Source organism: Enterobacter sp. DVT3837 (assembly GCF_056238685.1).
Map to the genome: position 1 here is coordinate 174,928 of NZ_JBWDLA010000002.1, position 25,405 is coordinate 200,332.

General features: G+C 53.7%; 25 protein-coding genes, 2 tRNA genes and 1 other annotated feature. Of the genes, 10 read left to right on the forward strand and 17 right to left on the reverse strand.

What is annotated here, in order from left to right:
- Positions 1 to 42: 42 nt before the first annotated feature.
- Positions 43 to 1,047 (reverse strand): NAD-dependent epimerase, encoded by a 1,005-nt coding sequence (locus AC0XWG_RS15690; protein WP_128348756.1) that lies wholly within the window; start codon positions 1,045 to 1,047, stop codon positions 43 to 45.
- Positions 1,048 to 1,240: 193 nt separating this feature from the next.
- Between AC0XWG_RS15690 and wzzB the strand changes: the two genes are divergently transcribed.
- Entirely contained in the window at positions 1,241 to 2,221 is a 981-nt protein-coding gene (wzzB, locus tag AC0XWG_RS15695) for an LPS O-antigen chain length determinant protein WzzB (RefSeq protein WP_475680808.1), read from the forward strand.
- Between the two features lie 39 nt (positions 2,222 to 2,260).
- Here wzzB and hisIE read toward each other — a convergent pair whose 3' ends face one another.
- The 9 genes from hisIE to hisL all read right to left on the reverse strand — a co-directional run bounded on the left by hisIE (position 2,261) and on the right by hisL (position 9,477).
- Positions 2,261 to 2,872 (reverse strand): bifunctional phosphoribosyl-AMP cyclohydrolase/phosphoribosyl-ATP diphosphatase HisIE, encoded by a 612-nt coding sequence (hisIE, locus tag AC0XWG_RS15700; RefSeq protein WP_128348758.1) that lies wholly within the window; start codon positions 2,870 to 2,872, stop codon positions 2,261 to 2,263.
- Complete coding sequence (gene hisF / locus AC0XWG_RS15705; RefSeq protein WP_028018506.1) at positions 2,866 to 3,642, reverse strand: imidazole glycerol phosphate synthase subunit HisF; 777 nt, start codon at positions 3,640 to 3,642, stop codon at positions 2,866 to 2,868. Before hisF ends, hisIE begins: the two co-directional genes overlap by 7 nt.
- Entirely contained in the window at positions 3,624 to 4,361 is a 738-nt protein-coding gene (hisA, locus tag AC0XWG_RS15710) for a 1-(5-phosphoribosyl)-5-[(5-phosphoribosylamino)methylideneamino]imidazole-4-carboxamide isomerase (RefSeq protein ID WP_128348760.1), read from the reverse strand. The genes hisF and hisA overlap by 19 nt, the downstream gene beginning before the upstream one ends.
- Positions 4,361 to 4,951, reverse strand: coding sequence for an imidazole glycerol phosphate synthase subunit HisH (gene hisH / locus AC0XWG_RS15715; protein ID WP_128348761.1), 591 nt, complete (start codon positions 4,949 to 4,951; stop codon positions 4,361 to 4,363). Before hisH ends, hisA begins: the two co-directional genes overlap by 1 nt.
- Entirely contained in the window at positions 4,951 to 6,018 is a 1,068-nt protein-coding gene (hisB, locus tag AC0XWG_RS15720; RefSeq protein WP_128348762.1) for a bifunctional histidinol-phosphatase/imidazoleglycerol-phosphate dehydratase HisB, read from the reverse strand. Before hisB ends, hisH begins: the two co-directional genes overlap by 1 nt.
- Positions 6,015 to 7,076: a histidinol-phosphate transaminase gene (gene hisC, locus AC0XWG_RS15725; RefSeq protein WP_475680809.1), complete on the reverse strand. Its 1,062-nt coding sequence runs from the start codon at positions 7,074 to 7,076 to the stop codon at positions 6,015 to 6,017. The genes hisB and hisC overlap by 4 nt, the downstream gene beginning before the upstream one ends.
- Entirely contained in the window at positions 7,073 to 8,377 is a 1,305-nt protein-coding gene (gene hisD / locus AC0XWG_RS15730) for a histidinol dehydrogenase (protein WP_475680810.1), read from the reverse strand. The genes hisC and hisD overlap by 4 nt, the downstream gene beginning before the upstream one ends.
- Before the next feature lie 5 nt (positions 8,378 to 8,382).
- Positions 8,383 to 9,282, reverse strand: coding sequence for an ATP phosphoribosyltransferase (gene hisG / locus AC0XWG_RS15735; protein ID WP_028018500.1), 900 nt, complete (start codon positions 9,280 to 9,282; stop codon positions 8,383 to 8,385).
- A 45-nt stretch (positions 9,283 to 9,327) separates the two neighbouring features.
- Positions 9,328 to 9,451 (reverse strand) — a sequence feature (His leader region).
- Complete coding sequence (gene hisL / locus AC0XWG_RS15740; protein WP_001364200.1) at positions 9,427 to 9,477, reverse strand: his operon leader peptide; 51 nt, start codon at positions 9,475 to 9,477, stop codon at positions 9,427 to 9,429. Its footprint overlaps the feature before it by 25 nt.
- A gap of 175 nt (positions 9,478 to 9,652) precedes the next feature.
- On the opposite strand from hisL, the gene AC0XWG_RS15745 reads away from it, so the two are divergent.
- The 4 genes from AC0XWG_RS15745 to AC0XWG_RS15760 all read left to right on the forward strand — a co-directional run bounded on the left by AC0XWG_RS15745 (position 9,653) and on the right by AC0XWG_RS15760 (position 13,078).
- Positions 9,653 to 10,477: an SDR family oxidoreductase gene (locus tag AC0XWG_RS15745; protein ID WP_028018499.1), complete on the forward strand. Its 825-nt coding sequence runs from the start codon at positions 9,653 to 9,655 to the stop codon at positions 10,475 to 10,477.
- Positions 10,478 to 10,518: 41 nt separating this feature from the next.
- Positions 10,519 to 11,448 carry a LysR substrate-binding domain-containing protein gene (locus AC0XWG_RS15750; protein WP_475680811.1) on the forward strand — a complete coding sequence of 310 codons (930 nt, stop codon included), beginning with the start codon at positions 10,519 to 10,521 and terminating at the stop codon, positions 11,446 to 11,448.
- A gap of 219 nt (positions 11,449 to 11,667) precedes the next feature.
- Positions 11,668 to 11,730 carry a membrane protein YoeI gene (yoeI, locus tag AC0XWG_RS15755; protein WP_099458931.1) on the forward strand — a complete coding sequence of 21 codons (63 nt, stop codon included), beginning with the start codon at positions 11,668 to 11,670 and terminating at the stop codon, positions 11,728 to 11,730.
- Positions 11,720 to 13,078 carry an APC family permease gene (locus AC0XWG_RS15760; protein ID WP_032666924.1) on the forward strand — a complete coding sequence of 453 codons (1,359 nt, stop codon included), beginning with the start codon at positions 11,720 to 11,722 and terminating at the stop codon, positions 13,076 to 13,078. Before yoeI ends, AC0XWG_RS15760 begins: the two co-directional genes overlap by 11 nt.
- Positions 13,079 to 13,137: 59 nt before the next feature.
- Here AC0XWG_RS15760 and sbcB read toward each other — a convergent pair whose 3' ends face one another.
- Positions 13,138 to 14,574 carry an exodeoxyribonuclease I gene (gene sbcB, locus AC0XWG_RS15765; RefSeq protein WP_416233447.1) on the reverse strand — a complete coding sequence of 479 codons (1,437 nt, stop codon included), beginning with the start codon at positions 14,572 to 14,574 and terminating at the stop codon, positions 13,138 to 13,140.
- 198 nt (positions 14,575 to 14,772) lie between these two features.
- On the opposite strand from sbcB, the gene dacD reads away from it, so the two are divergent.
- The 4 genes from dacD to AC0XWG_RS15785 all read left to right on the forward strand — a co-directional run bounded on the left by dacD (position 14,773) and on the right by AC0XWG_RS15785 (position 18,189).
- Positions 14,773 to 15,939, forward strand: coding sequence for a serine-type D-Ala-D-Ala carboxypeptidase DacD (dacD, locus tag AC0XWG_RS15770; RefSeq protein WP_049008316.1), 1,167 nt, complete (start codon positions 14,773 to 14,775; stop codon positions 15,937 to 15,939).
- Positions 15,940 to 16,070: 131 nt separating this feature from the next.
- Positions 16,071 to 16,544, forward strand: coding sequence for a DNA gyrase inhibitor SbmC (sbmC, locus tag AC0XWG_RS15775; protein WP_049008318.1), 474 nt, complete (start codon positions 16,071 to 16,073; stop codon positions 16,542 to 16,544).
- Positions 16,545 to 16,636: 92 nt separating this feature from the next.
- Entirely contained in the window at positions 16,637 to 17,695 is a 1,059-nt protein-coding gene (locus AC0XWG_RS15780) for an FUSC family protein (protein WP_475680812.1), read from the forward strand.
- Between the two features lie 158 nt (positions 17,696 to 17,853).
- On the forward strand, positions 17,854 to 18,189 hold the full coding sequence (locus AC0XWG_RS15785; protein WP_008499467.1) for a DUF496 family protein: 336 nt from the start codon (positions 17,854 to 17,856) through the stop codon (positions 18,187 to 18,189).
- A gap of 47 nt (positions 18,190 to 18,236) precedes the next feature.
- On the opposite strand, the gene AC0XWG_RS15790 is transcribed toward AC0XWG_RS15785, so the two are convergent.
- The 3 genes from AC0XWG_RS15790 to emmdR all read right to left on the reverse strand — a co-directional run bounded on the left by AC0XWG_RS15790 (position 18,237) and on the right by emmdR (position 20,261).
- Positions 18,237 to 18,572 (reverse strand): gamma-glutamylcyclotransferase family protein, encoded by a 336-nt coding sequence (locus AC0XWG_RS15790; RefSeq protein ID WP_134707788.1) that lies wholly within the window; start codon positions 18,570 to 18,572, stop codon positions 18,237 to 18,239.
- 55 nt (positions 18,573 to 18,627) lie between these two features.
- Positions 18,628 to 18,703 (reverse strand) — tRNA-Asn (locus AC0XWG_RS15795).
- A gap of 103 nt (positions 18,704 to 18,806) precedes the next feature.
- Complete coding sequence (gene emmdR, locus AC0XWG_RS15800) at positions 18,807 to 20,261, reverse strand: multidrug efflux MATE transporter EmmdR (RefSeq protein WP_475680813.1); 1,455 nt, start codon at positions 20,259 to 20,261, stop codon at positions 18,807 to 18,809.
- A gap of 161 nt (positions 20,262 to 20,422) precedes the next feature.
- Between emmdR and AC0XWG_RS15805 the strand changes: the two genes are divergently transcribed.
- Positions 20,423 to 20,498 (forward strand) — tRNA-Asn (locus tag AC0XWG_RS15805).
- A gap of 142 nt (positions 20,499 to 20,640) precedes the next feature.
- On the opposite strand, the gene AC0XWG_RS15810 is transcribed toward AC0XWG_RS15805, so the two are convergent.
- The 3 genes from AC0XWG_RS15810 to shiA all read right to left on the reverse strand — a co-directional run bounded on the left by AC0XWG_RS15810 (position 20,641) and on the right by shiA (position 25,270).
- Complete coding sequence (locus tag AC0XWG_RS15810; protein ID WP_475680814.1) at positions 20,641 to 22,407, reverse strand: aminopeptidase P family protein; 1,767 nt, start codon at positions 22,405 to 22,407, stop codon at positions 20,641 to 20,643.
- An 18-nt stretch (positions 22,408 to 22,425) separates the two neighbouring features.
- Entirely contained in the window at positions 22,426 to 23,880 is a 1,455-nt protein-coding gene (locus tag AC0XWG_RS15815; protein ID WP_108089618.1) for an AMP nucleosidase, read from the reverse strand.
- Positions 23,881 to 23,953: 73 nt separating this feature from the next.
- Positions 23,954 to 25,270, reverse strand: a complete 1,317-nt coding sequence (shiA, locus tag AC0XWG_RS15820; RefSeq protein ID WP_475680815.1) for a shikimate transporter — start codon at positions 25,268 to 25,270, stop codon at positions 23,954 to 23,956.
- Positions 25,271 to 25,405 lie beyond the last annotated feature (135 nt).

Below are 25,405 nucleotides of genomic sequence, written 5' to 3' on the forward strand. Positions count from 1 at the left end.
ATTTCGTAAAAAACCCGGCTGATTTGCCGGGTTTTTTTATTTTCAGACTTTGTAGAAATCGCGGTACCAGTCGACGAAGTTCTTCACCCCATCTTTAACGGAGGTTTGCGGTTTAAATCCTATCGCGTCATAAAGTGGCTGGGTATCGGCACTGGTTTCCAGAACATCCCCGGGCTGGAGTGGCATCATATTTTTCTCTGCTTTCTTACCGAGTGCATCTTCCAGGGCAGTGATGTAGTCCATCAGTTCAACAGGCGCGCTGTTACCGATGTTATAAACACGGTATGGCGCTGAACTGGATGCCGGAGAGCCTGTCTCAACGGTCCAGTTTGTGTCCGGCTGAGGAATAACGTCCTGCAGGCGAAGAATGGCTTCAGAGATATCATCGATGTAAGTGAAGTCACGCTTCATCTTTCCGTAGTTATAGACATCAATACTTTTGCCTTCAATCATCGCCTTCGTAAACTTAAACAGCGCCATGTCCGGGCGCCCCCACGGACCATACACGGTAAAGAAACGCAGTCCAGTTGTTGGCAGGTTGTAGAGATGCGAATAGGTATGCGACATCAGTTCATTGGCTTTTTTGGTCGCGGCATAAAGTGAAACTGGGTGATCCACTGAATCCTCAGTGGAGAATGGCATCTTACGGTTCAGTCCATATACAGAACTGGAGGAGGCATAAAGCAGATGCTGAACCTTGTTATGGCGGCAGCCTTCCAGCACGTTGAGATGACCAATAAGATTAGCATCCGCATACACATGTGGGTTTTCCAGGGAGTAGCGTACGCCTGCCTGTGCGGCCAGATGAATCACGCGATCAAACTTCTCGCTGGCGAAAAGCGCTGCCATACCTTCCCGGTCGGCCAACTCCAGCTTGTGAAAGCTGAAGCTCTCAGATTTTAACAGTTCCAGGCGCGCCAGCTTCAGGTTGACATCATAGTAATCATTCAGATTATCAATACCGACAACCTGATAACCGGCCTCGAGGAGGCGTTTACTGACATTAGCACCGATAAAACCCGCTGCACCCGTTACCAAAAATTTCATAGCTTCCCTCATAAACCCATATTCTTACAGATGCCATAGCGCATCACATGACGTCTATGATAGCGCGAAGGGTGTAAGTTACATAACTCATCTTTCTGATATCACTCATCGGATTCTTATAGAAAAATCCCCAGCAATAGATACACTATGCAAACATAATTATGTTTGCCCTTTTTAATCTGTTAGGGATTGTATGACGCAAAACGACAATCGCCAGGTCAGCCAAAGCAATGACCCTGAGCAAATTGATTTACTTGATTTAGTGCTTCAACTGTGGCGTGGCAAGTCGACGATAGCAATATTTGTTATTGTTTTTATCGCCCTGGCTATTGGATATCTCTTCGTCGCGAAGGAAAAGTGGACTTCAAGTGCGATTATTGCGCAACCTGATGCGGCTCAGATAGCGACCTACTCAAACGCATTGAACATTCTCTATGGTAGTGCAGCTCCCTCGATGCTGGACAACCAAACGCGCGCTATCGGTCGCTTTAGCTCCTCATTCTCGGCATTATCTCAGGCGCTTGAGAACCAGGAGGAACCTGAAAAACTGACGATAACACCGACTGTGACTGGACAGCCACTCCCGTTAAGTGTTTCCTATACCAGTACATCCGCAGAAGCTGCTCAAAAACAACTGGCTCAGTACATCCAGCAGGTTGATGAGCAAACGGCAAAAGAGCTCGCCGTTGACCTCAAGGACAATATCAAAGAGCAGATTAAAACCCTGAACGATTCGCTGGAAAACCAGGAGAAGGTCGCTCAGGAGCAGAAAGATCTGCGCATCAAACAGATTACTGAGGCGCTGAAGAATGCTGAAGCAGCAAAAATCACCTCGCCGCAGATTCAGCAAACCCAGGACGTGACGCAGGAAACGATGTTCCTGTTGGGAAGTGAGGGGCTGAAATCGATGATTGATAACGAAGCTTCTCGCCCGTTGGTATTCTCAGCAGCTTACTATCTGACCAAGCGAAACTTGCTGGATATCGAGAAGCTGAACGTAAACCCGGACACTATCCACGTCTATCGTTATGTCATGAAGCCGGACCTTCCTGTCCGTCGTGACAGCCCGAAAAAAGCGATTGTTCTGATTCTTGCCGTGTTGCTGGGCGGAATAATTGGTTCCGGAGTGGTGCTTGGGCGCAACGCATTACGCAACTACAAACCAAAAGCCTGATGCATTGATAAAAAAAACCGGGGAAATTCCCCGGTTTTTTTATTTATGCCGTTTACGAAGATTCTCTATCACCGCCGTCAAGTCCAGCTCCTGATCCTGCAGCAGCACCAGCAGGTGATACATCAAATCAGACGCTTCATTGGTCAGTTCCTCGCGGTCATGCACGGTCGCGGCCAGAGCCGTTTCAACACCTTCTTCACCGACTTTTTGTGCGATACGCTTAGTCCCGCTTGCATACAGCTTCGCGGTATAGGAACTCTCCGGGTCCGCTGTTTTACGTTCAGCCAGCAGTTGTTCCAGTTGATACAGGAACAGCCACTGGTGACTCGCCTCGCCGAAGCAGCTGCTGGTGCCTTTGTGGCAGGTTGGTCCGATTGGGTTTGCCAGTACCAGCAGGGTGTCGTTATCGCAGTCGGGCGTTATGCTGACCACGTTCAGGAAATGACCTGAGGTTTCCCCTTTGGTCCACAGACGCTGTTTGGTGCGCGAGAAAAACGTGACTTTGCCGCTGTCGAGCGTTTTAGCCAGCGCGTCCTGGTTCATATACCCCAGCATCAGTACTTCGCCCGAAACGGCATGCTGAACCACCACCGGCAGTAGTCCGCCCGTTTTTTCCCAGTCCAGCTGTGCCTGTTGTTGCTCTGTTAACATACCCTGATCTCCACGCCCTGGCCGGCCAGGAACGTTTTTAACTCACCAATATTAATAATCTGTTTGTGGAACACGGACGCGGCCAGCGCGCCGTCCACGTTTGCATCGCGGAAGGCTTCCAGGAAGTGTTCCATGGTGCCCGCGCCGCCGGAGGCGATCAGCGGGACGTGGCAAACCGCACGCACTTTTTTCAGCTGTTCGAGGTCATAGCCGTTACGCACGCCGTCCTGGTTCATCATGTTGAGGACAATTTCGCCCGCGCCACGCTTCTGCACTTCCTGCACCCAGTCGAGAGTTTCCCATTGGGTCACACGGGTTCGACTTTCATCGCCGGTATACTGATTAACGTGATATTTGCCCGTTGCGTCGTCATACCAGGTGTCGATCCCAACGACAATGCACTGCACGCCAAAGCGATCGGCCAGGCGAGTAATCAGCTCCGGGTCTGCCAGAGCAGGGGAGTTGATGGAAATCTTGTCGGCACCAAACGAGAGAATTTTGGCGGCGTCGTCAGCGGACTTAATCCCACCCGCCACGCAGAATGGAATATCAATCACTTCTGCTACGCGCGCTACCCAGCTTTTATCGACCACTCGGCCATCGCTGGAAGCGGTGATATCGTAAAACACCAGCTCGTCAGCCCCTTCATCAGCATAGCGTTTTGCCAGCGGGACGATATCGCCAATGATCTCGTGGTTGCGGAACTGCACGCCTTTCACCACCTGGCCGTCGCGTACGTCCAGGCAAGGGATTATCCGTTTTGCCAGCATTGAATCGCCTCCGTCACAGTAAATTTTCCTTCCAGCAGGGCGCGTCCAACGATCACGCCCTGCACACCGGTACCGCGCAGCGCGGCGATATCTTTCAGATCGCCAATTCCACCCGAAGACTGGAAAGCCACCTGCGGAAAACGTGCACAGACCTCGTCATACAGCGAGACGTTAGAGCCGGCCAGCGTGCCATCGCGAGAGATATCGGTGCACAGCACGTGCTTCAGGCCAACGGGCTGATAAATAGCAACCAGTTCTTCCAGCGTCACGCCAGAGTTCTCCTGCCAGCCGCTCACCGCAACCTGTTTGCGGCCCTGTTCGTCGATACGCACATCCAGCGCCAGTACCAGCGCATCCGCGCCGAAACGGCGGAACCAGCCTTTGACCATTTCGGGGTCTTTTACGGCGGTAGAGCCAACGACAACGCGCGCCACACCTGCTTCAAGCAGAGCCGCAACGTCCTCTTCAGTGCGCACGCCACCGCCAACTTGTACCGGCACATCAACACCTGCAACCAGATTTTTAAGCAGAGGGATCTGGCGTTTCGCCGGGTCTTTCGCGCCCGTGAGATCCACAAGGTGCAGCACTTCTGCACCCTGAGCCGCGTAATCCTGCAGACGTGGCAGCGGGTCGTTCCCGTAGTCACGCTGCTGCCCGTAATCGCCCTGATGAAGACGAACAACCGTGCCGTCAATTAAATCTAAAGCGGGAATAATCATCACATCTCCAGGAAGTTTTTCAGCAGCTGCGCGCCTGCGGCGCCAGAGCGTTCCGGGTGAAACTGCACGCCGAAGAAGTTATCTTTCTGCACCGCTGCGGTAAACGCTTCACCATAATTGCACTGAGCGATGGTGTACGGATTCACCGGCATGGCGTAGCTGTGCACGAAGTAAAAATATGCGCCGTCTTCAATGCCGCGAAATAACCGATCACCTGCTTTGGCGTAAACGCGGTTCCAGCCCATATGCGGCAGAGGCAGGCCGTGGTCGGCCATTTTCGGCACGTCTTCTTCAATAATGCCCAGCAGGTCGACGCCGTTGCTCTCTTCACTGCGGCGGCCCAGGATCTGCATACCCAGGCAAATGCCCAGCACCGGCTGGGTACAGGCTTTGATCAGGTCGACCAACTCGCGTTCGCGAATCTGATCCATCGCGGCCTGCGCGGTTCCCACGCCCGGTAAAAAGAGTTTGTCGGCGCGCAGCACCACGTCCGGGTCACGGCTCACCACCGGCTCATAGCCGTGGCGCGCAATCGCCGATTTTACGGAGTTCAGGTTGGCGCATCCGGTATCCAGAATCACCACATTCATTACAGCACTCCTTTCGATGAAGGCAGGGCGTCACCTTCCACGCGGATCGCCTGGCGAAGGGTACGGCCAAAAGCCTTGAACAGACTCTCCACGCGGTGGTGGTCGTTTTTGCCCTTGGTCTTAAGGTGCAACGTCAGGCCCATGGTGTATGACAATGAACGGAAGAAGTGCTCAACCATTTCAGTGCTGAGATCGCCCACGCGCTGGTAGTTGAAATCGGCTTTATATTCCAGGTGCGGGCGTCCGGAGATATCCATAGCGCAGCGCGCCAGGCACTCGTCCATCGGCAGGACAAAGCCAAAACGGTTGATGCCGCGCTTATCGCCAAGCGCCAGCTTCAGGGCTTCACCCAGCGCCAGGCCGGTATCTTCCACGGTGTGGTGATCGTCAATATAAAGGTCGCCTTTTACGGTAATTTCCATGCGGAAACCGCCGTGGGTGGCAATCTGATCCAGCATATGGTCGAAGAAACCCACACCGGTGTGGATCTTGCTGCCACCTTCGCGATCCAGCCAGACCTTCACGTCAATCTGCGTCTCTTTGGTGTTACGTTCAACGTGGGAATAGCGGTCACGTTTGGTTAGCTGCTCACCAATTTTCGCCCAGTTCAGACCGTTACGATCGTAGCGCAACCCCGCAATACCCATGTTTTCCGCCAGCGTAATATCGGTGATGCGATCGCCGATGACATAGCTGTTGGTTTTATCCAGCACATCTTCCGTCAGATAGCGCTCCACCAGTTTTACTTTCGGCTTACGGCAGTCGCACTCATCGGCCGGCATGTGTGGGCAAATCAGCACTTCATCAAAGACCACGCCCTGAGAGGTCAGCACCTGCATCATCAGATTATGCGGACCGTCAAAGTCCGCCTGCGGGAAGCTGTCGGTACCCAGACCGTCCTGATTAGTGATCATCACCAGCTTATACCCGGCGTTTTGCAGCTTAAGTAGTACGGGGATCACGTCCGGTTCAAAAGCCAGCTTGTCGAAACGATCAACCTGAAAATCGGCTGGTGGCTCCGAAATAAGGGTGCCGTCACGATCGATAAAAAGGATCTTCTGGGTCATACTTTCTCCGCTTTCAGGGCGTCAATCACGCGCTGGCTCTCTGCTCGGGTGCCTACGGTAATGCGCAGGCACCCGCTCAGGGAAGGTTGTTTATTCTGGTCTCGTAAGATAATGCCCTGATCCCATAAAGATTTAAATACGGCACTGGATGCAGTGAAACGCACCAGGATGTAGTTGGTTTCCGAATCGAACACCTGCTCCACGCACGGGATATCCTTCAGGGCGGTCACCAGATACTGACGTTCCTCCAGGATTTGCGCCACACGATCGCGCATCGCGTTGATCCCCTGTGGGGTCAGCGCCTGTGCTGCAATATCGGCAACCGGCGTGGAGAGCGGGTAAGGGGCGATCACTTTCAACAGCAGGTCGATGACCTCTTTATTGGCGAGCGTGAATCCACAACGTAGACCGGCGAGGGCGAAGGCTTTCGACAACGTACGCAGCACGACCAGGTGCGGATATTCTTCCAGCCAGCCTGTCAGCGTCGCCTGCGGGCAGAACTCGATGTAGGCTTCGTCAGCGACCACCAGGGCTTTGCCGCGCGTCATCTCCAGCAGGGTACGGATATCCTGCGGGTTGATAATCTGCCCGGTCGGGTTGTTTGGGCTACACACAAACACCACCTTTACACCATCGAGATTATCGGCAATGCCCTGCAGGTCCAGCTGCCAGTTCTTCAGCGAGAGGACGTTGCGACACGCCACACCGAAGGTTTCCGCGCTGACGCTATACATGCCGTAGGTAGGCTGGCAGTACATCACCGCATCTTTGCCCGGCTCGCAGAAGGCGCGGATCAGCAGCTCAATACCTTCATCGGCTCCACGGCTGACCAGCACCTGCTCCGGCTTCACTCCTGCATACTGCGCGTAGTTTTCGATAACGGCCTTTGGCTGGCATTCCGGATAGCGGTTCAGGGTTTGCTGAGAAAGCTCAAACTGGACCGCTGTCGGGAATTCGTTAGCGTTCAGCCAGACATCACCTTTACCACCTAAACGACGTGCAGACTGATACGGAGTCAGTTGACGGACATTTTCACGGGCTAATTCTTCAATGCTCATGCTTGCTCCTTCAGGGCTGCAACGCGCAGCGTAACGGCATTTTTGTGGGCGGTCAGGCGTTCAGCGGCTGCCAGCGTTTCAATGGTGGATGCCAGCGAGGCAAATCCTTCACGGGACAGTTCCTGCACGGTCATGCGTTTCTGGAAATCCGCCAGGCCGAGGCTTGAACAGGTTGAGGTATAACCATACGTCGGCAGGACGTGGTTGGTGCCGGACGCGTAATCGCCAGCGGATTCCGGTGACCAGTCACCCAGGAAAACCGAACCTGCGCTGGTGATGCTGTCGACCAGATCGCGTGCATTTCGGGTCTGAATAATCAGGTGCTCCGGGCCGTACTGGTTAGAGATGGCAATGCACTGCGCCAGATCGCGCGCCACAATCAGACGGCTGGCGGCTAACGCCTGACGTGCCGTTTCGGCGCGGGGCAGGTCAGCAAGCTGGCGCTCGACGGCTTCGCCGACGCGTGTTGCCATATCGGCATCCGGCGTCAGCAGAATGACCTGCGAGTCAGGGCCGTGTTCCGCCTGAGACAGCAGGTCGGACGCGACGAAGTCGGGCGTAGCGCCGCTGTCGGCAATGACCAATACTTCAGACGGACCGGCAGGCATGTCAATTGCCGCACCGTCCAGACGCTGGCTGACCTGGCGCTTGGCTTCGGTCACGAAGGCGTTGCCCGGGCCAAAAATTTTGTCGACCTTAGGAATGGATTCCGTCCCGAACGCAAGAGCTGAAATCGCCTGCGCGCCACCCACTTTAAAGACCTGCTGCACGCCGCAAAGCTTCGCCGCATAAAGAATCTCGTCAGCAATCGGTGGAGGAGAGCAGAGCACCACTTTCTGACAACCCGCGATACGCGCCGGGGTAGCCAGCATCAATACGGTGGAGAACAGTGGAGCCGAACCGCCAGGGATATACAGCCCAACGGACGCTACCGGGCGGGTCACCTGCTGGCAACGCACGCCAGGCAGGGTTTCAACATCCACAGTTTGCAGCTTTTGCGCGGTGTGGAAGGTCTCGATGTTTTTCACCGCGACGGCCATCGCCTGCTTGATGTCATCACCCAGACGATTACTGGCATCAATGATTTCCTGTTCGGTAACCTTCAGCGCATCCACTTCAGTCTTGTCGAATTTGGCACTGTATTCACGCAGCGCGTCATCGCCACGAGCTTTGACGTTATTGAGGATCTCTGCCACGGTACGAGAGATACTTTCTGAGGCAGAAATCGCCGGGCGCATCAGCAGCTCGCGCTGTTGCGCGTCGCTACAATTATTCCAGTCGATGATTGTGTTAAAACCCATGGCCGTTACTCCATCATCTTCTCAATTGGCAGCACCAGGATAGAGCTTGCCCCCAGCGCCTTCAGTTTTTCCATGGTTTCCCAGAACAGGGTTTCGCTACTGACCATATGCATCGCCACGCGCTGCTGATCGCCCGCCAGTGGCAGAATAGTTGGGCGCTCGGCGCCTGGTAACAGAGCAATCACTTCATCCAGACGCTCGGTTGGCGCGTGCATCATGATGTATTTGGATTCACGCGCCTGGATCACGCCCTGAATACGGGTCAGGAGCTTGTCGATCAACTGCTGCTTGGCATCGGCCATGTCGCCGTCACGCTGAATCAGACAGGCTTTTGAGCGATAGATAACTTCCACTTCGCGCAGGCCGTTCGCTTCCAGCGTCGCGCCAGTTGAGACGAGGTCACAGATGGCATCCGCCAGACCTGCCCGCGGGGCGACTTCAACAGAGCCATTCAGCAGACAGGATTTAAACTGCACGCCTTTCTGGTCCAGGTAACGCTTTAACAGGTGAGGGTAGGAGGTGGCGATACGTTTGCCGTTCAGTGCAGCCGGGCCATCCCAGGCTTCATCGACCGGCGTTGCCAGCGACAGGCGGCAGCCGCCGAAATCCAGGCGACGCAGGGTGAAGTAACGCGGGTCTTCGCCCTGTGCACGGCGGGTCAGGAGTTCTTCTTCCAGCACGTTTTCACCGATGATGCCAAGGTCAACGACGCCATCCATCACCAGGCCTGGGATATCGTCATCACGCACGCGCAGAATGTCGATGGGCATGTTTTCAGCCAGAGCAATCAGGCGCTGGGTGTGCAGGTTAATTTTGATCCCGCAGCGGGCCAGCAGTTCGCGTGAGTCGTCACTTAAACGACCTGATTTTTGAATAGCTATGCGTAAACGTGAGTTATCTAACATTCTTTATTCCTCGTTAACCTGTTTTAACCTGTCTGAATTTGGTCCAAAAAAAAGCCCCCGGAAGAAGATCTTCCGGGGGCTTTTTCATGCGTTCATGCACCACTGGAAGATCCAAAGGTCTTCCAGCACACATCGCCTGAAAGACTAGTCAGGATGATGGTGATGATGGTGGTGTTTAAATTGAACGCGTGTCATATAAATTCTCGATGAATGCTTATTCATTTGATGTCTTTTAACCTAAACCAGTTGTGCAACATATTGCAAGGGCTTTTTTTGATCATTAATTCATTTCATATTGATGCTATGAATTGTGTGTTCTGCCGGGCTGGCGTAGCCTTATGAAAGACGAGTACGAGTCAGGAGAATTCGCATGAAAAAGGTCGCGATTGTCGGTTTAGGATGGCTGGGAATGCCGCTGGCGATGTCATTAGCCGCGAAAGGCTGGCAAGTGACCGGGAGCAAAACCACGGCGGATGGGGTAGAAGCAGCGCGTATGTGCGGTATTGATGGTGTCGAACTGCGTCTGGAACCCGAGCTGGTGTGTGATGCTGACGATCTGGACACGCTGATGAACGTCGATGCGCTGGTAATTACGCTACCCGCGCGGCGCAGTGGTCCGGGCGAGTCGTTTTATCTGCAGGCGATGCAGGAGATTGTCGACAGCGCGCTGGCACACCATGTTCCGCGCATTATTTTTACCAGCTCGACATCAGTCTATGGCGATGTCGAAGGTGTGGTGAAAGAGAGCTCCGGGCGCAATCCTGTTACCGTGAGCGGCCAGGTACTGAAAGAGCTGGAAGACTGGCTGCATAATCTACCCGGCACGCAGGTTGATATCGTCCGTCTGGCGGGGCTGGTGGGGCCAGGGCGCCATCCGGGACGTTTTTTTGCCGGAAAATCAGCGCCAGACGGGCAACATGTTGTCAATCTTGTGCATCTTGACGATGTTATTGGCGCAATTGAGCTACTCTTACAGGCTCCAAAAGGTGGACACATCTATAATATATGTGCGCCTTCTCATCCGACGCGTAGTACGTTTTACCCGCTAATGGCACGTCAGTTGGGCCTGGCTCCGCCGGTTTTTGGTGAGACAAAGGATGAAAGCAAAGGCAAAATTGTTGATGGCAATCGCATTTGCCATGAGCTGGGATTTGAGTATCAGTATCCCGATCCGCTGGTGATGCCCATGGAATAAGTCTCGCAGCGGAGACGATCGCACACCAGAAGGGGGCGAGCATGAAACCGCTGCTTGATGTTCTTATTATTCTGGATGCACTGGAAAAAGAAGGGAGCTTTGCAGCCGCCTCAGCAAAGCTCTACAAAACCCCTTCGGCGCTGAGCTACACCGTTCAAAAACTGGAAAGCGATCTCAATATTCAGATCCTCGATCGCTCCGGGCACCGCGCGCGTTTTACCCGTACCGGGCAGATGCTGCTGGAAAAAGGACGTGAAGTCCTCCATACCGTTCGCGAACTGGAAAAGCAGGCCGTCAAGCTTCATCAGGGATGGGAAAATGAGCTGGTTATAGGAGTCGATGATACCTTTCCATTTTCGCTTCTTACGCCGCTGATTGAGACATTTTATCAACACCACAGCGTAACCCGGCTTATCTTTATAAACGGTGTGCTGGGCGGTTCCTGGGATGCGTTAATCCAGGGAAGGGCGGATATTTTCGTCGGTGCACTCCATGAACCTCCCCAGTTGAGTGATTTTGGTTTTGCCCGTCTGGGCGTGCTGGAGCAGGTTTTTGCCGTTGCGCCGCATCATCCGCTTGCTCAGGAGCCGGAGCCTATTAATCGCCGGATTATTAAAGGCTACCGTGCGATTGTGGTGGGGGACAGTTCACGGCCAGAGTGTGCGGTTTCCTCGCAATTACTTGATGAGCAGGAAGCCATTACCGTTTTTGATTTTAAAACCAAGCTGGAATTGCAAATCAGTGGTCTGGGTTGCGGCTATTTGCCTCGTTATCTTGCGCAGCGGTTTATTGATAGCGGGGCGCTGGTTGAAAAACAGGTGCTTGCTCAAAGCAGTAATGAATCAGCGTGGGTGGGCTGGAATGAACAAACCTCTGGACTGGCAAGCAGCTGGTGGCGAGACGAAATTTTAGCAAATAGTGCTATCGCTGCCGTTTACTCTCAGGCCAGCGTCGAGAAATCAGCCAGTTAGCAAAAAGAAAATCACCCAGGGCATTGCAAAGTATTGCCTTTTGTATCCGATGTGGGGCAAAATGCGGCCGCTGCAACCAAATGAATAATCGACGATATAAAAGGCGTCGGTTATTTTTTTTTGCATGTACGAAACGAAACTAAAAACCAAGAGGCCGGGCTTCGTACCGGATAGATATTTACTAAAATCCGACAGTTGTTGTCGCTGAGGAATAAAGAAATGGGGCAATTTTTCGCTTACGTGGCGGTTATCACCGTAAAGGAGAATAACTATGTCGCATAACGCAACTCCAAACACCTCTCGCGTGGAATTACGTAAAACACTTACGTTGATTCCGGTTGTTATGATGGGCCTGGCCTATATGCAACCAATGACGCTGTTCGATACATTCGGTATCGTATCAGGCCTTACTGACGGTCACGTTGCAACGGCGTACGCCTTTGCACTGGTCGCTATTCTCTTTACTGCGCTGAGCTACGGTAAACTGGTTCGCCGTTTCCCGTCCGCAGGCTCTGCGTACACCTATGCTCAGAAATCCATTAGCCCGGCGGTAGGCTTTATGGTGGGCTGGTCATCACTGCTGGACTACCTGTTCATGCCGATGATCAACATTCTGCTGGCAAAAATTTACTTTGAAGCGCTGGTACCTTCCGTACCATCGTGGATCTTCGTTGTGGCGCTGGTGGCCTTTATGACCATCTCTAACCTGCGCAGCATCAAGACCGTGGCGAACTTCAACACCCTGATTGTTATTCTGCAGATGGGTATTGTTGCGGTAATCGTTGGCCTGATCATCTACGGTGTTTCTCACGGTGAAGGTGCAGGTACACTGACCAGCACGCGTCCATTCTGGTCTGAAGGTGCGCATGTAGTGCCGATGATCACCGGTGCGACGATTCTGTGCTTCTCGTTCCTCGGCTTTGACGGTATCTCTTCTCTGTCAGAAGAGACCAAAGACGCTGAGCGCGTGATCCCGAAAGCGATTTTCCTGACCGCGCTGATTGGCGGTATGATCTTCATCGGTGCCTCTTACTTCTTGCAGCTGTACTTCCCGGATATCTCTCGCTTTAAAGATCCGGATGCGTCACAGCCTGAAATCATGCTGTACGTGGCAGGTAAAACCTTCCAGTGGGGCGTGTTGATCTTCTCAAGCGTAACCGTACTGGCATCCGGTATGGCGGCACACGCAGGTGTTTCTCGTCTGATGTACGTGATGGGCCGTGACGGTGTGTTCCCGACTCGCTTCTTTGGTTATGTTCATCCGAAATGGCGTACTCCTGCATGGAACGTGCTGCTGGTTGGTGCTATTGCTCTGCTGGCGATTAAATTTGACCTGGTGACAGCAACTGCGCTGATTAACTTCGGTGCTCTGGTGGCGTTCACCTTCGTTAACCTCTCTGTGATCTCGCAGTTCTGGATCCGTGAGAAGCGCAACAAAACGCTGAAAGACCACTTCAACTATCTGGTGCTGCCAGTGTGTGGCGCGCTGACTGTTGGCGCACTGTGGATTAACCTGGAAGAGAGCTCTATGGTTCTGGGTCTGATCTGGGGTGCTATCGGTCTGATTTACCTGGCTTGCGTAACAAAAAGCTTCCGCAACCCGGTTCCTCAGTACGAAGACGTTGCCTGAGTTTTAACGCACTAAAAAAAACCGGAGACCATCGCCTCCGGTTTTTTTATATCTCTAATTCAGACTATCTCTTGTGCGTACTGGAACAGGGATTTCAACAGTGCCTGTTTTTCAGCATTCCCTTCATACTGAGCATAAAGCATCTCCAGCTCCTGAGCATAGCTATGCAGGAACTCTGGCGTAAAGACATTACGACGATGTTGCAACCAGCGTTCCTGTTCCGCTTCATCGAGGGTTCCCGGGTAGTTACGCGCACGGTAATTAAACATCAACTTTTCAATGCGCTTATCAGCGAACGTGATATCCAGTGCCGGCAGGTTACGCGGCTCGGTTTGCAGGACGATATTCATCGCCGCGCGGTCGGCATCGCCGAAGAAACCGTTGTATAGCTGGGCATCCACGTTTTCAGACGGAACGAACGGTTCTGCTTCTGCAAAAATGGCGACGACTTTCTCGCGCACCTGTGGGTTTTCGCGCAGCACTTTCAGGTTATCCAGGCAGTGTTGTCGGTTAATGCCCAGTCTGTCAGCATCTTCCGGGCGCAGCGTATTGGCCTGCGCGAGTACCGGACATTTATTGATATGCACCAGTTTAACCGGCACCGCAGGCAGATCGCCGAGTTCATTTTTCGGTGTGTAAAGCCGTTCACGCAGGGTAGCGCTGTCGAGTTCCAGCAGCGGCGAGATATCGCCAGCTAAATCCACCATAATGACCGCATTACGGTTGTCCGGATGCCAGGCCAGTGGCGCAACCCAACTGGTGTTGCCGCGCCAGGCACCGAACATACCGGAGATATGCACCAGCGGTTTCATCTGCGGTACATCAATCAGCGTGGTCAATTTCTGTTTGCTGCGGTGGCTCAGCAGATACTCAAACAGCCTTGGCTGAGCGGTTTTCACCAGCTTCGCCATGGCAATGGTGGCATACACGTCTGCCATCGCATCGTGGGCATTACTGTGCTCAATGCCATTGGCGCGCGTCAGATGTTCCAGCCTGAAGCTCGTCAGTCCTTCATCATTCTCCGGCCAGTTAATACCTTCCGGGCGTAATGCGTAGCAGGCGCGCATGATGTCGAGTAAATCCCAGCGAGAATTACGGTTCTGCCAGCTCCAGGCATACGGGTCGTAGAAGTTGCGATAGAAAATATTGCGCGTCACTTCATCATCAAAACGGATGTTGTTATAACCCACCACGCAGGTATTGGGGACGGTGAACAGATCGTGGATGCGTCGGGCGAATTCTGCCTCGTTAACGCCTTTTTCCCGCGCTTCCTGCGGGGTAATCCCGGTAACCATAACGGCCCCAGGCTGCGGCAGGTAGTCATCAGCCGGTTTGCAGTAAAAGACCTCAGGCTCGCCGATAATATTGAAGTCGTCATCGGTACGGATGGCGGCAAATTGCGCCGGTCGGTCCAGCGCCGGGTGCGTACCAAAGGTTTCGTAGTCGTGAAATAAAAAAGTCGGGCGAGCGGCAGAGTCAGACACCAGTAATACCATCCTGTTAAAAAATGACGTCACTATGGTAAACGATCGTGCGGGTCAGACCGAATAAAAAGCGCCGCAGCCGCGCAAATTTGCGCGTCAGCTTCAGAGAAAAATCTGCGTCCTGTCACATTTTTTTGCAATTAAGCCAGGTAACGACATCAGAACTCCCGTAAAAAGGTCAGCGATTTTTAATGACCTGAGGATATACCGTTGAAACGCCGTCTGTTTATTGCTGTTTCTTTACTCGCTTCGAGTGTCTCATCTGCTTTTGCGGCCGAACCACTGGATTTTTCGCCGCAGCCTCCTGCTATTCAGGCTGGCTCCTGGGTGCTGATGGATTACACGACTGGTCAAATCTTAACGGCGGGCAACGAACATCAACAACGTAATCCGGCAAGCCTGACCAAGCTGATGACGGGGTATGTGGTTGATCGGGCCATTGATAGCCATCGTATTTCCCCCGATGACGTTGTGACCGTCGGGCGCGATGCCTGGGCAAAAGGCAACCCGGTTTTTGACGGTTCGTCGCTGATGTTTCTGAAAGAGGGCGATCGCGTCACCGTGCGCGACCTGAGCCGTGGTCTGATTGTGGATTCCGGTAACGATGCCTGCGTGGCGCTGGCCGATCACGTGGCGGGCGGGCAGCCGCAGTTTGTGAAGATGATGAACGACTATGTGCAAAAGCTGAACCTGCGCGATACCCATTTCGAAACCGTTCATGGGCTGGATGCGCCAGGACAGCACAGTTCCGCTTATGACCTGGCCGTCCTCTCCCGGGCCATCATTCATGGCGAACCTGATTTTTACCATATGTACAGTGAAAAGAGCCTCACCTGGAACGGGATCACCCAGCAAAACCGTAACGGCCTGTTGTGGGATAAAACCATGAACGTTGATGGGCTTAAAACGGGGCACACCTCGGGCGCAGGTTTTAATCTGATTGCTTCCGCAGTTGATGGTCAGCGCCGTTTAATCGCGGTGGTGATGGGGGCCGACAGTCCGAAAGGGCGTGAGGACCAGGCCCGTAAACTGCTGCACTGGGGGCAGCAGAATTTCGATACGGTGCAGATCCTGCAAAACGGTAAAAAAGTAGGTACAGAGCGTATCTGGTACGGCGATAAGGAGCAGGTGAAACTGGGTACCGACCAGGACTTCTGGCTGGCGCTGCCAAAAGCGGAAGTCCCGAACATCAAAGCCAAATATGTGCTGGATAAAAAAGAGCTGGAAGCACCGATTGCTGCGCATCAGCGGGTTGGGGAGATTCAGCTCTATGACCGTGACAAAGTGGTTGCACACTGGCCTCTGGTCACCCTGGAAGCCGTTGATAAAGGCGGTGTCTTCTCTCGTCTGAGCGATTACCTTCATCACTCACTTTAAATACCGTTGTTAATGCTTGTGAGCAGACTGGCAGGGTTGCGAGTCTGCTCACATAATAAACACTCTTCGTTTGCTGAACAGTTAAAATCTGCTTTATAGTGTATAAATATACAGTAATGGGTGGAGGCAGCATGGACTACAGCATTAAGCAGCAACAGAAACGTAAGATTGCCGGTTTTCATTTGGTTGGACCGTGGGAACAAACGGTAAAACAGGGCTTTGAACAGCTGGTGATGTGGGTGGACGGTCGCCACATTCAGCCGCTTGAGTGGGTTGCAGTTTATTACGATAACCCGGATGAAGTTCCGGCAGAAAAACTGCGCTGTGATACGGCTGTGACGGTACCGGACGATTTCGTTATTCCGGAAAACAGCGAAGGCGTCATGATGACGGAAATCGTGGCCGGTGATTATGCCGTGGCGATGGCGCGCGTGGAAAACTACGACTTTGCGACCCCGTGGTATCAATTCTTCAACTCCCTTCTACAGGACAATAAATACCAGATTGCCCCTAAACCCTGTTTCGAGCGCTATCTTAATGATGGCAATGCAGACGGCTACTGGGATATCGAAATGTTTATCGCCGTTGAGCATAAAACGGTTTAAGCCTGCTAAATGAAGGGTTTTTCAGTCGGGTGTGATCCGCCCGGCTGAAAACACAGTACAATTGTGGTTTGCCGTGTAGCTGGAGAGCGGGTGTGCGTCCCGACAAATCATTAACCCCTTTTGAAATTCGGTTGTACAAACATTACCGAGTGGTGCATGGGTGTCGTATCGCGCTGGCGTTCGTGTTGACGTTTGTCCTTGTCCGCTTGCTGGATGTTCCGGAAGGAACGTGGCCGCTGATCACGCTGGTAGTGGTGATGGGGCCCATCTCGTTTTGGGGAAACGTTGTTCCTCGCGCCTTTGAGCGAATTGGTGGGACTGTTTTAGGCTCGGCACTCGGGCTTATCGCCCTGAAGCTGGAGCTTATTTCGTTTCCGGTCATGCTGGCATGGTGCGGTGCCTCCATGTTCCTGTGCGGCTGGCTGGCGTTGGGCAAAAGACCGTATCAGGCGCTGCTGATCGGGATTACTCTCGCGGTGGTTGTCGGTGCCCCTGCCGGGGATATGACCACGGCGCTGTGGCGAAGCGGGGATGTTATCCTGGGGTCACTGCTGGCCATGCTCTTTACCGGTATCTGGCCGCAGCGTGCTTTTCTGCACTGGCGTATTCAGATGGCCAACTACGTCACCGCGTTTAACCGCGTCTATCAGGCCGGTTTTTCCCCTAATCTGGTTGAGCGCCCCCGGCTGGAAAAGCATCTGCAAGCCATCCTTAACGATGTAGTCAAAATGCGCGGTCTGATTACCCCGGCCAGCAAAGAAACCCATATTCAGAAAGCGATTTTCGAAGCTATCCAGACGGTAAGCCGCAATCTGGTCTGCATGCTCGAACTGCAAATTAACGCGCACTGGGCTTCTCGCCCGAGCCATCTGTTGATGCTTAACGCACAGACCCTCAAGGAGACCCAGCGGATGACGCAGCAAACTCTGCTGACCATCGCCCATGCGCTCTACGAAGGTAATCCGCAGCCTATACTGGCGAACAGCGAGCGTCTGAATGAGATCGTCGCTGAGCTGAAGCAGTTAATCAACGAACGCCAGAGCGATAACGTGGCCGAAACACCTATTCATGGCTATGTCTGGCTAAGCATGGAACTGGCGCGACAGCTTGAGCTGTTATCACACCTGATTTGCCGCGCACTGCGCAAATAAAACGCGGATGTGACGCCTGCTGCTTCGATTCAGCAGCAATTGGGGTTATGATAGCTTTAAACGATATACTCATTGTCATTCGCGGCCGCTGTCAGTAAGGTTAATGTTACAACGGTTGCTTTAACGAATCCGAATCTCACATTATCAGGGGTGTAAAAATGGAAACTACCAAGCCTTCGTTCCAGGATGTTCTGGAATTCGTCCGCCTGTTCCGCCGCAAAAACAAACTGCAGCGTGAAATCCAGGACGTTGAGAAGAAGATCCGTGACAACCAGAAACGTGTTCTGCTGCTCGACAACCTGAGCGACTACATTAAGCCAGGCATGAGCGTTGAAGCTATTCAGGGCATCATTGCCAGCATGAAAAGCGACTACGAAGACCGTGTTGATGATTACATCATCAAAAATGCTGAGCTGTCTAAAGAGCGTCGGGACATCTCTAAGAAGCTGAAAGTGATGGGTGAAATCAAGAACGGCGAAGCAAAAAGCGAATAATCGCAGTGAATTGTGAAAAAGGCTCTCTGGTGACAGAGAGCCTTTTTTTATGACTCAGAGCGCGGTTGTAGCTGGTAGATCCAGGCCTTAACCTGTTGCTCGTCAGGTGTGGTCACCATGACCTCAACCCGATCATAACCGTCTTCAAATTCATCCAGCATTTGCCAGTGTGCGGCAAGGTTATCGGAAATAAACAGATAACCTTCGACGCGGGGGCCATCAGGGTGGAGGACGATCCCCGGAAAATCTGCCGCCGCTCCCCAGCCACGTTCATAGAACGTGCCGGTTACGAAACCGGTCTGCCATTCGCCGCCAATGTTTTCAAGGATATGTGCGTTAGAGTGGCCCGGGCGCAGCGTGCCGTAGACAAACAAAGCGTTCATATTTTCCCTCACCAGCAAAGCAAAAAGCCTGCTTTAAAAGCAGGCTTTTTAAATTTGGCTCCTCTGACTGGACTCGAACCAGTGACATACGGATTAACAGTCCGCCGTTCTACCGACTGAACTACAGAGGAATCGTGTGAACGGGGCGCATATTATCGAGGCTCCCCAGGGATGTCAAAGGCAGAATGCATATTTCTGATTGTTTGCCGATTTATTCTCCATTTCGCGCATTTATCAGGCATTCTTCCGTGGATATTTCCATAGCCAGCGCCCACTCACCATACGCCAGTAGAACAACGCCCCGCGCACGGCCCAGTCAAGGAACATCCCCAGCCAGACGCCAACCACTCCCCATCCGAGCATCACCCCCAGCGTATAACCCGCGACAACGCGGCAACCCCACATGCCGAGCATCGACACCCACATGGCAAAACGGGCATCGCGCGCCCCTTTCAGCCCGGCGGGCAGTACCCATGAAGCCGCCCAGATAGGCATAAAGGCCGCGTTGAGCCAGATAAGGATCTTAACAACCTCTTTTACATCGTCTTCGTGGGTATAGAATGAGGCCATCAGCCCGGCAAAAGGCGCGCTCCCCCAGGCAATCAACGTTAACCCAATAGTCGACAACCAGAATACGTGTCGCAGCTGTCGTTCCGCCTGCCCTATCTGCCCTTTACCGAGTCGTTTACCGGTAATGATGGTCGATGCCGAACCTAGCGCATTACCAGGCAGGTTAATCAAGGAAGCGATGGAAAAGGCGATAAAGTTACCGGCAATCACGTCGGTCCCCATCCCGGCAACAAACATCTGCGTGAGCAGCTTACCTCCGTTGAACAATACCGATTCAATACTGGCGGGAATACCAATCCCCATGACTTCCCAGATAATGGCGAAATTAAAGGGGCGGAAATAGCTTTTAAGCGTAAGCCGCAGCGAGGGGGTAATCCCCGTCATCAGCACACTAAGGATGGCCGCCGCACCGATATAGCGTGAAATGGTTAACCCCAGCCCGGCACCGACGAATCCCAGCCCATCCCACGAGAACACACCGTAGATCAGTACGCTACTGATGATGATATTCAGGATGTTCATCCCACCGTTAATCAGTAACGGAATTTTGGTGTTGCCTGCCCCGCGCAGCGCGCCGCTGCCAATCAGCGCAATGGCTGCCGCCGGATAGCTTAAGACCGACATTTCCAGATAGGTCAGCGCCAGGTCCTTAACCTCGGCCGTCGCTTCACCCGCGACAAAGTCGATAATCTCTTTACCGAAATAGTGGATCACTGCCGCGAGGATGACTGAAAAGATGGTCATGATCATCAGCGACTGGCGTGCCGCCTCACGGGCGCGTTTGGGATCAAGCTTACCCAGGCTAAACGCAACCACCACCGTCGTCCCGAGATCTATGGCGGCGAAGAATGACATCACCACCATATTAAAGCTATCCGCCAGCCCGACCCCTGCCATCGCTTCTTTTCCCAGCCAGCTTACCAGGAAGGTACTCAGTACCCCCATTAGCAGAACGCAGGTATTTTCCAGAAAGATAGGTATCGCAAGAGGGGTGATTTCACGCCAGAACAGAACACGATAACTTTTACGTTTTGCGTACCATGGTGTGCGCGTTATCACCTGGCGCAGGGGAGCAGTGACGTTCAAAATGGACCTTAGCGAGAAAAGTTGAAACTCCATTTCAAATAATGGGGGAGAAATGCTAATCCTGCAAAGTATTTTCAATTTAAAAATGTTTGGATTTACAACAAACTGACGACAGAATCAGCAATCGATCGATTTTCCCTAAGATCAGGTTTGACAAAACTTTTTTCGCCGCTAAGATAAGCCTCCACAACGATTCCTCTGTAGTTCAGTCGGTAGAACGGCGGACTGTTAATCCGTATGTCACTGGTTCGAGTCCAGTCAGAGGAGCCAAATTTAAAAAGCCTGCTTTTAAAGCAGGCTTTTTGCTTTTCTGCGCAAGGTAAACGCAAAACGGCAACCTTGTTGCCGTTTTTAGTGTTTGCTCCCTCTCCCGTGGGAGAGGGATGGGGTGAGGGCACCAGACCGCACGAAATTACACGCGAATCGGTGCCGTTGCCTCAACCAGCCACGGGCGTGCATCGCTTTCCACCAGTGGTGAGAGGGTCTCGCGGACCTGCTGGTGATACTCATCCAGCCACTGTTTTTCCTGCTCGCTCAACAGATGCAACTCAACCTGGCTTAAGTCGATAGGGATGAGCGTCAGCGAAGAGAATTTGCAGAATCCAGGGCGGCTTTCAACAATCTCTACCTGGTTCTCAATACGAATACCGTGGCTATCGCCGAGATAGTAGCCTGGTTCGATAGTCATGATATTGCCCGCAACCAGCGGCCACGGGTTGACCTTTTTGGCGATACGATGCGGGTTCTCGTGGATCAGCAACTGATGCCCCACGCCGTGCCCCGTACCGTGATCGTAATCCAGCCCCATCTCCCATAGCGGGCGACGCGCAAACGCATCCAGCTGATGCCCCTGAGTTCCGGAAGGGAACTGCAGGGTAATGAGCGACAGGAAGCCTCTCAGCACGGCAGTGTAGTGCAGGCGCTGCTGCGGGGCGACCTTACCCCATGCCAGCGTGCGCGTGGCATCGGTGGTGCCGTTAACATACTGACCGCCGGAATCATTCAGGTAAAAATGGTCATGCCCGATGGGCTTGTTGCTGGCTTCGCTCGAATGATAGTGGCACATCGCCGCATTGCTGGAGGAGGCGGAGATAGTCGCAAAACTTTGTTCAATAAAACCAGGCTGCTGCTTGCGAAATGCAAGCTGCTGCGCCTGAACCTCCAGCTCGGTCAGGGGTTGTCCCGCAGCCTCACGCTGCGGCACCTCACGGCTCAGCCACGCCAGGAAGTTCACCCATGCGGCACCATCCTGGTGATGGCATTCGCGATAACCTGCCAGTTCTACCGGGTTTTTGGTGGCCTTCATCAGGGTAATGGGATCGGTTTGCCAGACAATTTCCCCCTGTGGCTCAATGGCAAAGCGCAGGGCTACCGGCGCGGAACCGGCATCCATCATCACCCGTTTGCCTTCGGCGTTCTGCTGACAGCGCGCGATAAAGGCGTCCTGAGGTGCAATGGTGAAAGCATTACGCACTGCGTCCGGAAGGGCGCTGAGCTTAGTGTTGTCAACAAACCACTCAACGTTCCCGTCCCGGCCCAGAAGGGCAAAGGAGAGGGGAACCGGGCTGTATGGGATATCCGAACCGCGCACGTTTAACAACCAGGCAATGTTGTCCGGCAGGGTAACGGCCAGATAATCGGCGTTGTTTGCAGCCAGCACTGCGGCGACGCGCTGACGCTTGTCAGCACTGCTTTCGCCACTCATCTCGATCGGCATTTCACGGATAAGCCCTGTCGGAGCCGCAGGGCGATCGGTCCAGAGCACGTCAAACGGAGAGGCACTCAGAGGGACCAGCTTGCACGGTGTAGCAGAGAGTTGCTCAAACTCCGTATTGGTCATCAGCAGCGCTTCAAAGCCGATACGTGTACCCGCCTCAACGTTTGCGGATAACCATTCTGCCAGCGGCTCGTTGTGCAGATGATGGATCTCAACCTCATCCGTATTCACCTGAACGCGGGCCTGAACCTGATAGCGGCCATCAACGAACAGCAACGCTTTGTTTTTCAGTACCAGGGCCAGACCAGCAGAGCCGTCAAAACCTGTCAGCCAGGCCAGCTTTTCGTCGTAAGGCGCGCAGTATTCGCTCTGCCAGGCATCCGCGCGCGGGACGATCATCCCGTCGAGATTATTTTCCTGTAGCCACTGACGCAGGGCTGCTAACGGTGATGTAGAGTACATTTTTTTTCCTTATTGTTATTAGCGGAATGGTGGCTCGTTGAAGGTACGTAGCTTGCGGGAATGAAGCTTGTCACCTTCGGCCCTCAGCAAATCAATGGCACGAATACCAATTTGCAGATGTTCGGATATTGCCCCTTCATAAAAACGGTTGGCCTGGCCGGGCAGCTTAATTTCACCATGCAGCGGTTTATCAGAAACGCACAGCAGCGTGCCGTAAGGGACGCGGAAGCGATACCCTTGTGCGGCAATGGTGGCGCTCTCCATATCAATCGCCACCGCGCGGCTGAGGTTGAAGCGCAGCGCAGAGGCGGAGTAACGCAGCTCCCAGTTGCGGTCATCCGTAGTGACGACCGTACCGGTGCGCAGGCGCTGTTTAACCTCTTCACCCGGCATGCCGCTGACCTCTTTGGTAGCGTCATACAGCGCGCGCTGTACTTCGGCGATGCTTGGAATAGGGATATCTGGTGGAAGAACGGCATCAAGTACATGGTCATCACGCAGATAGGCGTGAGCCAGCACGTAGTCGCCAATCAGCTGGCTTTCACGCAGCCCGCCGCAGTGTCCAATCATCAGCCAGACGTCAGGACGCAGTACCGCAAGATGATCGCAGATGGTTTTGGCATTAGACGGTCCAACGCCGATGTTAATCAACGTGATCCCCTGCCCGTCGGCGGTGATCAGGTGCCAGGCGGGCATCTGGTGTTTTTTCCACGCCAGGTCGGAAATGGCCTGCTCGGGGGCTTCGGTCTCTGCGGTGATCCAGATCCCACCCGCGCAGGAAAGCGCGATGTAAGGACTCTCCGGGTCGAGGATCTGGCTGCAGCCCCAGCGCACAAACTCGTCGACATAGCGGGTGTAGTTGGTAAACAGCACGAACGGCTGGAAATGTTCGACTGGCGTACCGGTGTAGTGGCGCAGGCGCGCCAGGGAGAAGTCGACGCGGCGAGCATCAAAGTGCGACAGAGGAGCGTACTCCGCCGGATGGAAGATGCCGTCAGCCGTCTCATCGCCAATCTGGGAAAGCTCTGTCGTCGGAAAATGGCGGGTCAGACCCGCGCTCATGGAACGGTCAAGGGTTAACGCTGAACCGTCAATGACATAAGGATAGGGGATTTCATGTTGCGATGGCTCAACGGCGATATGCGCGCCGTAATCCTGATACAGCAGCGTGAGTTGCTCTTCAAGATAGGGGCGGAACAGTGCAGGGCGGGTGACGGTGGTGCTATAGCAGCCGGAGTGGGTAAAACGGGCGTAGGCGCGGGTTTTCGGGGTATTACTGGCGCTACCGTCCCAGGTCACAGAGAGCGATGGATAAACAAAAAGGCCCTCGGTTCTGGCCTTTTCATCGGGAAGTTTCCCTGTTTCGATGTATTCGCTGATGGCGCTGCGCAGCGCGTTGACGGACTGTTCATACAGTGCGTCGAGTTTTTCCAGCGCCTGAGCCGGGGTCAGGCTGGAGCCCTTATTATTCATCTCTGTCTCCTTGTTCCACAGGTGTGCGACTCTACCCGATAGTATGTCACACGCCTGTGAAACAAAAGTGAGATCAGCGGTGGCTCGTCTCTTTCATAAACAGGGCTGTGGCGGCGGACAACAGGCAACCGACCAGCAGATAAATCGCCACGCTGTGCCAGTTCCCGCCGGAGAAGGTCACCAGCGCGGCGGCAATAAACGGCGTAAACCCGCCACCGACCACGCTTGCCACCTGATACCCCACGCCTGCACCACTGTAGCGGTAGCTGGCGCCAAACAGCTCGGTAAACATCGGCTGCTGGACACAGACCACCATATCGTGAGCGATGTTCGCGAGCATGATGGCAAAGAAGACAATCCAGAAGATCGACTGCGCTTCCAGCGCCATAAAGAATGGCCAGGCGCTGAGGGTGCCGATCAGCGCCCCGGTGATGTAGACGCGACGGCGACCAAACCGGTCTGCCAGCCAGGCGAAGCAGGGGATCGTCAGGCAGCTGATCCCACCGACCACCAGACCGATATTCAGGAACAATTCACGCGGCAGTCCGAGGTTCTGCGTCGAGTAGTTCAGTGCAAATGCGGTGACGATATACATCGTCAGCAATTCGCACAGGCGCAGGGCGATGATTTTCAGAAAAGCGCCAGGATGCTGAACCAGGGCTTCCATCACTGGCAACCGCGTTTTGACGGCGGTTTTTTCGCGCTGCTGCAGTTCGAATTCAGCGGACTCTTCCATTCCATTACGGATCCACAGGGCGGCAATCACCAGCACGATGCTGAAGATAAACGGAATGCGCCAGCCCCAGCTCAGGAACTGTTCGTCGGTGGTGAGCTGACTGATTAAGGATACCAGCCCGGTAGAAAGCAGCAGACCCACGCCATACCCGACCTGCACACCGCTGCTGTAAAACGCTTTCTTATTTTTCGGCGCACTCTCAACGGATAGCAGCGCCGCGCCACCCCATTCGCCTCCCACGGCAAATCCCTGAATAGCGCGTAGCGTCACCAGCAGCACCGGTGCCCACCAGCCAATAGTGGTAAACGAGGGGAGAATGCCAATCAGCGCGGTGGCGAGCCCCATCATCCAGACGGTAAGCATTAACATGCGCTTGCGCCCGAGACGGTCACCAAAATGGCCGAAAATCACACCGCCTAACGGTCGAAACAGAAAACCGACACCGAAGGTGGCAAACGCCGCGAGCGTGCCCATCGCGGGGCTAATCTGCGGGAAGAATTCACGGTTAAACACCAGTGCGGCGGTGATGCCGTAGAGCAGAAAATCATACCAGTCGACGACGGCGCCAGCGAAGCTACCCAAAGCGGCACGGCGGGCGCGGTTCAGCGAAGGGGTCTCCTCGTTGGGGCGATCGGAGATGAGGGTGGAGTCCATAGTAGTCCTGTCTGTACTGATTTTTAATTATTGGTATAAGAAAAGGTCACTCACATAGCAGCCGTCATATAAACGGAACCTATGAGACTACCGCGACAGAACGCTGGAGAAAACGTTTTTATCTTTCCGGAAAGT

What these genes read in the sequence shown, in the direction of transcription:
- AC0XWG_RS15810 (WP_475680814.1), bottom strand. Translation starts at nt 22,407, where the DNA reads ATGTACTCTACATCACCGTTAGCAGCCCTGCGTCAGTGGCTACAGGAA.
- emmdR (WP_475680813.1), bottom strand. Translation starts at nt 20,261, where the DNA reads ATGGAGTTTCAACTTTTCTCGCTAAGGTCCATTTTGAACGTCACTGCT.
- hisG (WP_028018500.1), bottom strand. Translation starts at nt 9,282, where the DNA reads ATGTTAGATAACTCACGTTTACGCATAGCTATTCAAAAATCAGGTCGT.
- sbmC (WP_049008318.1), top strand. Translation starts at nt 16,071, where the DNA reads ATGGACTACAGCATTAAGCAGCAACAGAAACGTAAGATTGCCGGTTTT.
- AC0XWG_RS15745 (WP_028018499.1), top strand. Translation starts at nt 9,653, where the DNA reads ATGAAAAAGGTCGCGATTGTCGGTTTAGGATGGCTGGGAATGCCGCTG.
- sbcB (WP_416233447.1), bottom strand. Translation starts at nt 14,574, where the DNA reads ATGGTATTACTGGTGTCTGACTCTGCCGCTCGCCCGACTTTTTTATTT.
- hisB (WP_128348762.1), bottom strand. Translation starts at nt 6,018, where the DNA reads ATGACCCAGAAGATCCTTTTTATCGATCGTGACGGCACCCTTATTTCG.
- AC0XWG_RS15690 (WP_128348756.1), bottom strand. Translation starts at nt 1,047, where the DNA reads ATGAAATTTTTGGTAACGGGTGCAGCGGGTTTTATCGGTGCTAATGTC.
- hisH (WP_128348761.1), bottom strand. Translation starts at nt 4,951, where the DNA reads ATGAATGTGGTGATTCTGGATACCGGATGCGCCAACCTGAACTCCGTA.
- AC0XWG_RS15760 (WP_032666924.1), top strand. Translation starts at nt 11,720, where the DNA reads ATGTCGCATAACGCAACTCCAAACACCTCTCGCGTGGAATTACGTAAA.
- hisIE (WP_128348758.1), bottom strand. Translation starts at nt 2,872, where the DNA reads ATGTTAACAGAGCAACAACAGGCACAGCTGGACTGGGAAAAAACGGGC.
- AC0XWG_RS15790 (WP_134707788.1), bottom strand. Translation starts at nt 18,572, where the DNA reads ATGAACGCTTTGTTTGTCTACGGCACGCTGCGCCCGGGCCACTCTAAC.
- hisD (WP_475680810.1), bottom strand. Translation starts at nt 8,377, where the DNA reads ATGGGTTTTAACACAATCATCGACTGGAATAATTGTAGCGACGCGCAA.
- hisC (WP_475680809.1), bottom strand. Translation starts at nt 7,076, where the DNA reads ATGAGCATTGAAGAATTAGCCCGTGAAAATGTCCGTCAACTGACTCCG.
- shiA (WP_475680815.1), bottom strand. Translation starts at nt 25,270, where the DNA reads ATGGACTCCACCCTCATCTCCGATCGCCCCAACGAGGAGACCCCTTCG.
- hisA (WP_128348760.1), bottom strand. Translation starts at nt 4,361, where the DNA reads ATGATTATTCCCGCTTTAGATTTAATTGACGGCACGGTTGTTCGTCTT.
- wzzB (WP_475680808.1), top strand. Translation starts at nt 1,241, where the DNA reads ATGACGCAAAACGACAATCGCCAGGTCAGCCAAAGCAATGACCCTGAG.
- AC0XWG_RS15815 (WP_108089618.1), bottom strand. Translation starts at nt 23,880, where the DNA reads ATGAATAATAAGGGCTCCAGCCTGACCCCGGCTCAGGCGCTGGAAAAA.
- AC0XWG_RS15785 (WP_008499467.1), top strand. Translation starts at nt 17,854, where the DNA reads ATGGAAACTACCAAGCCTTCGTTCCAGGATGTTCTGGAATTCGTCCGC.
- hisF (WP_028018506.1), bottom strand. Translation starts at nt 3,642, where the DNA reads ATGCTGGCAAAACGGATAATCCCTTGCCTGGACGTACGCGACGGCCAG.
- AC0XWG_RS15750 (WP_475680811.1), top strand. Translation starts at nt 10,519, where the DNA reads ATGAAACCGCTGCTTGATGTTCTTATTATTCTGGATGCACTGGAAAAA.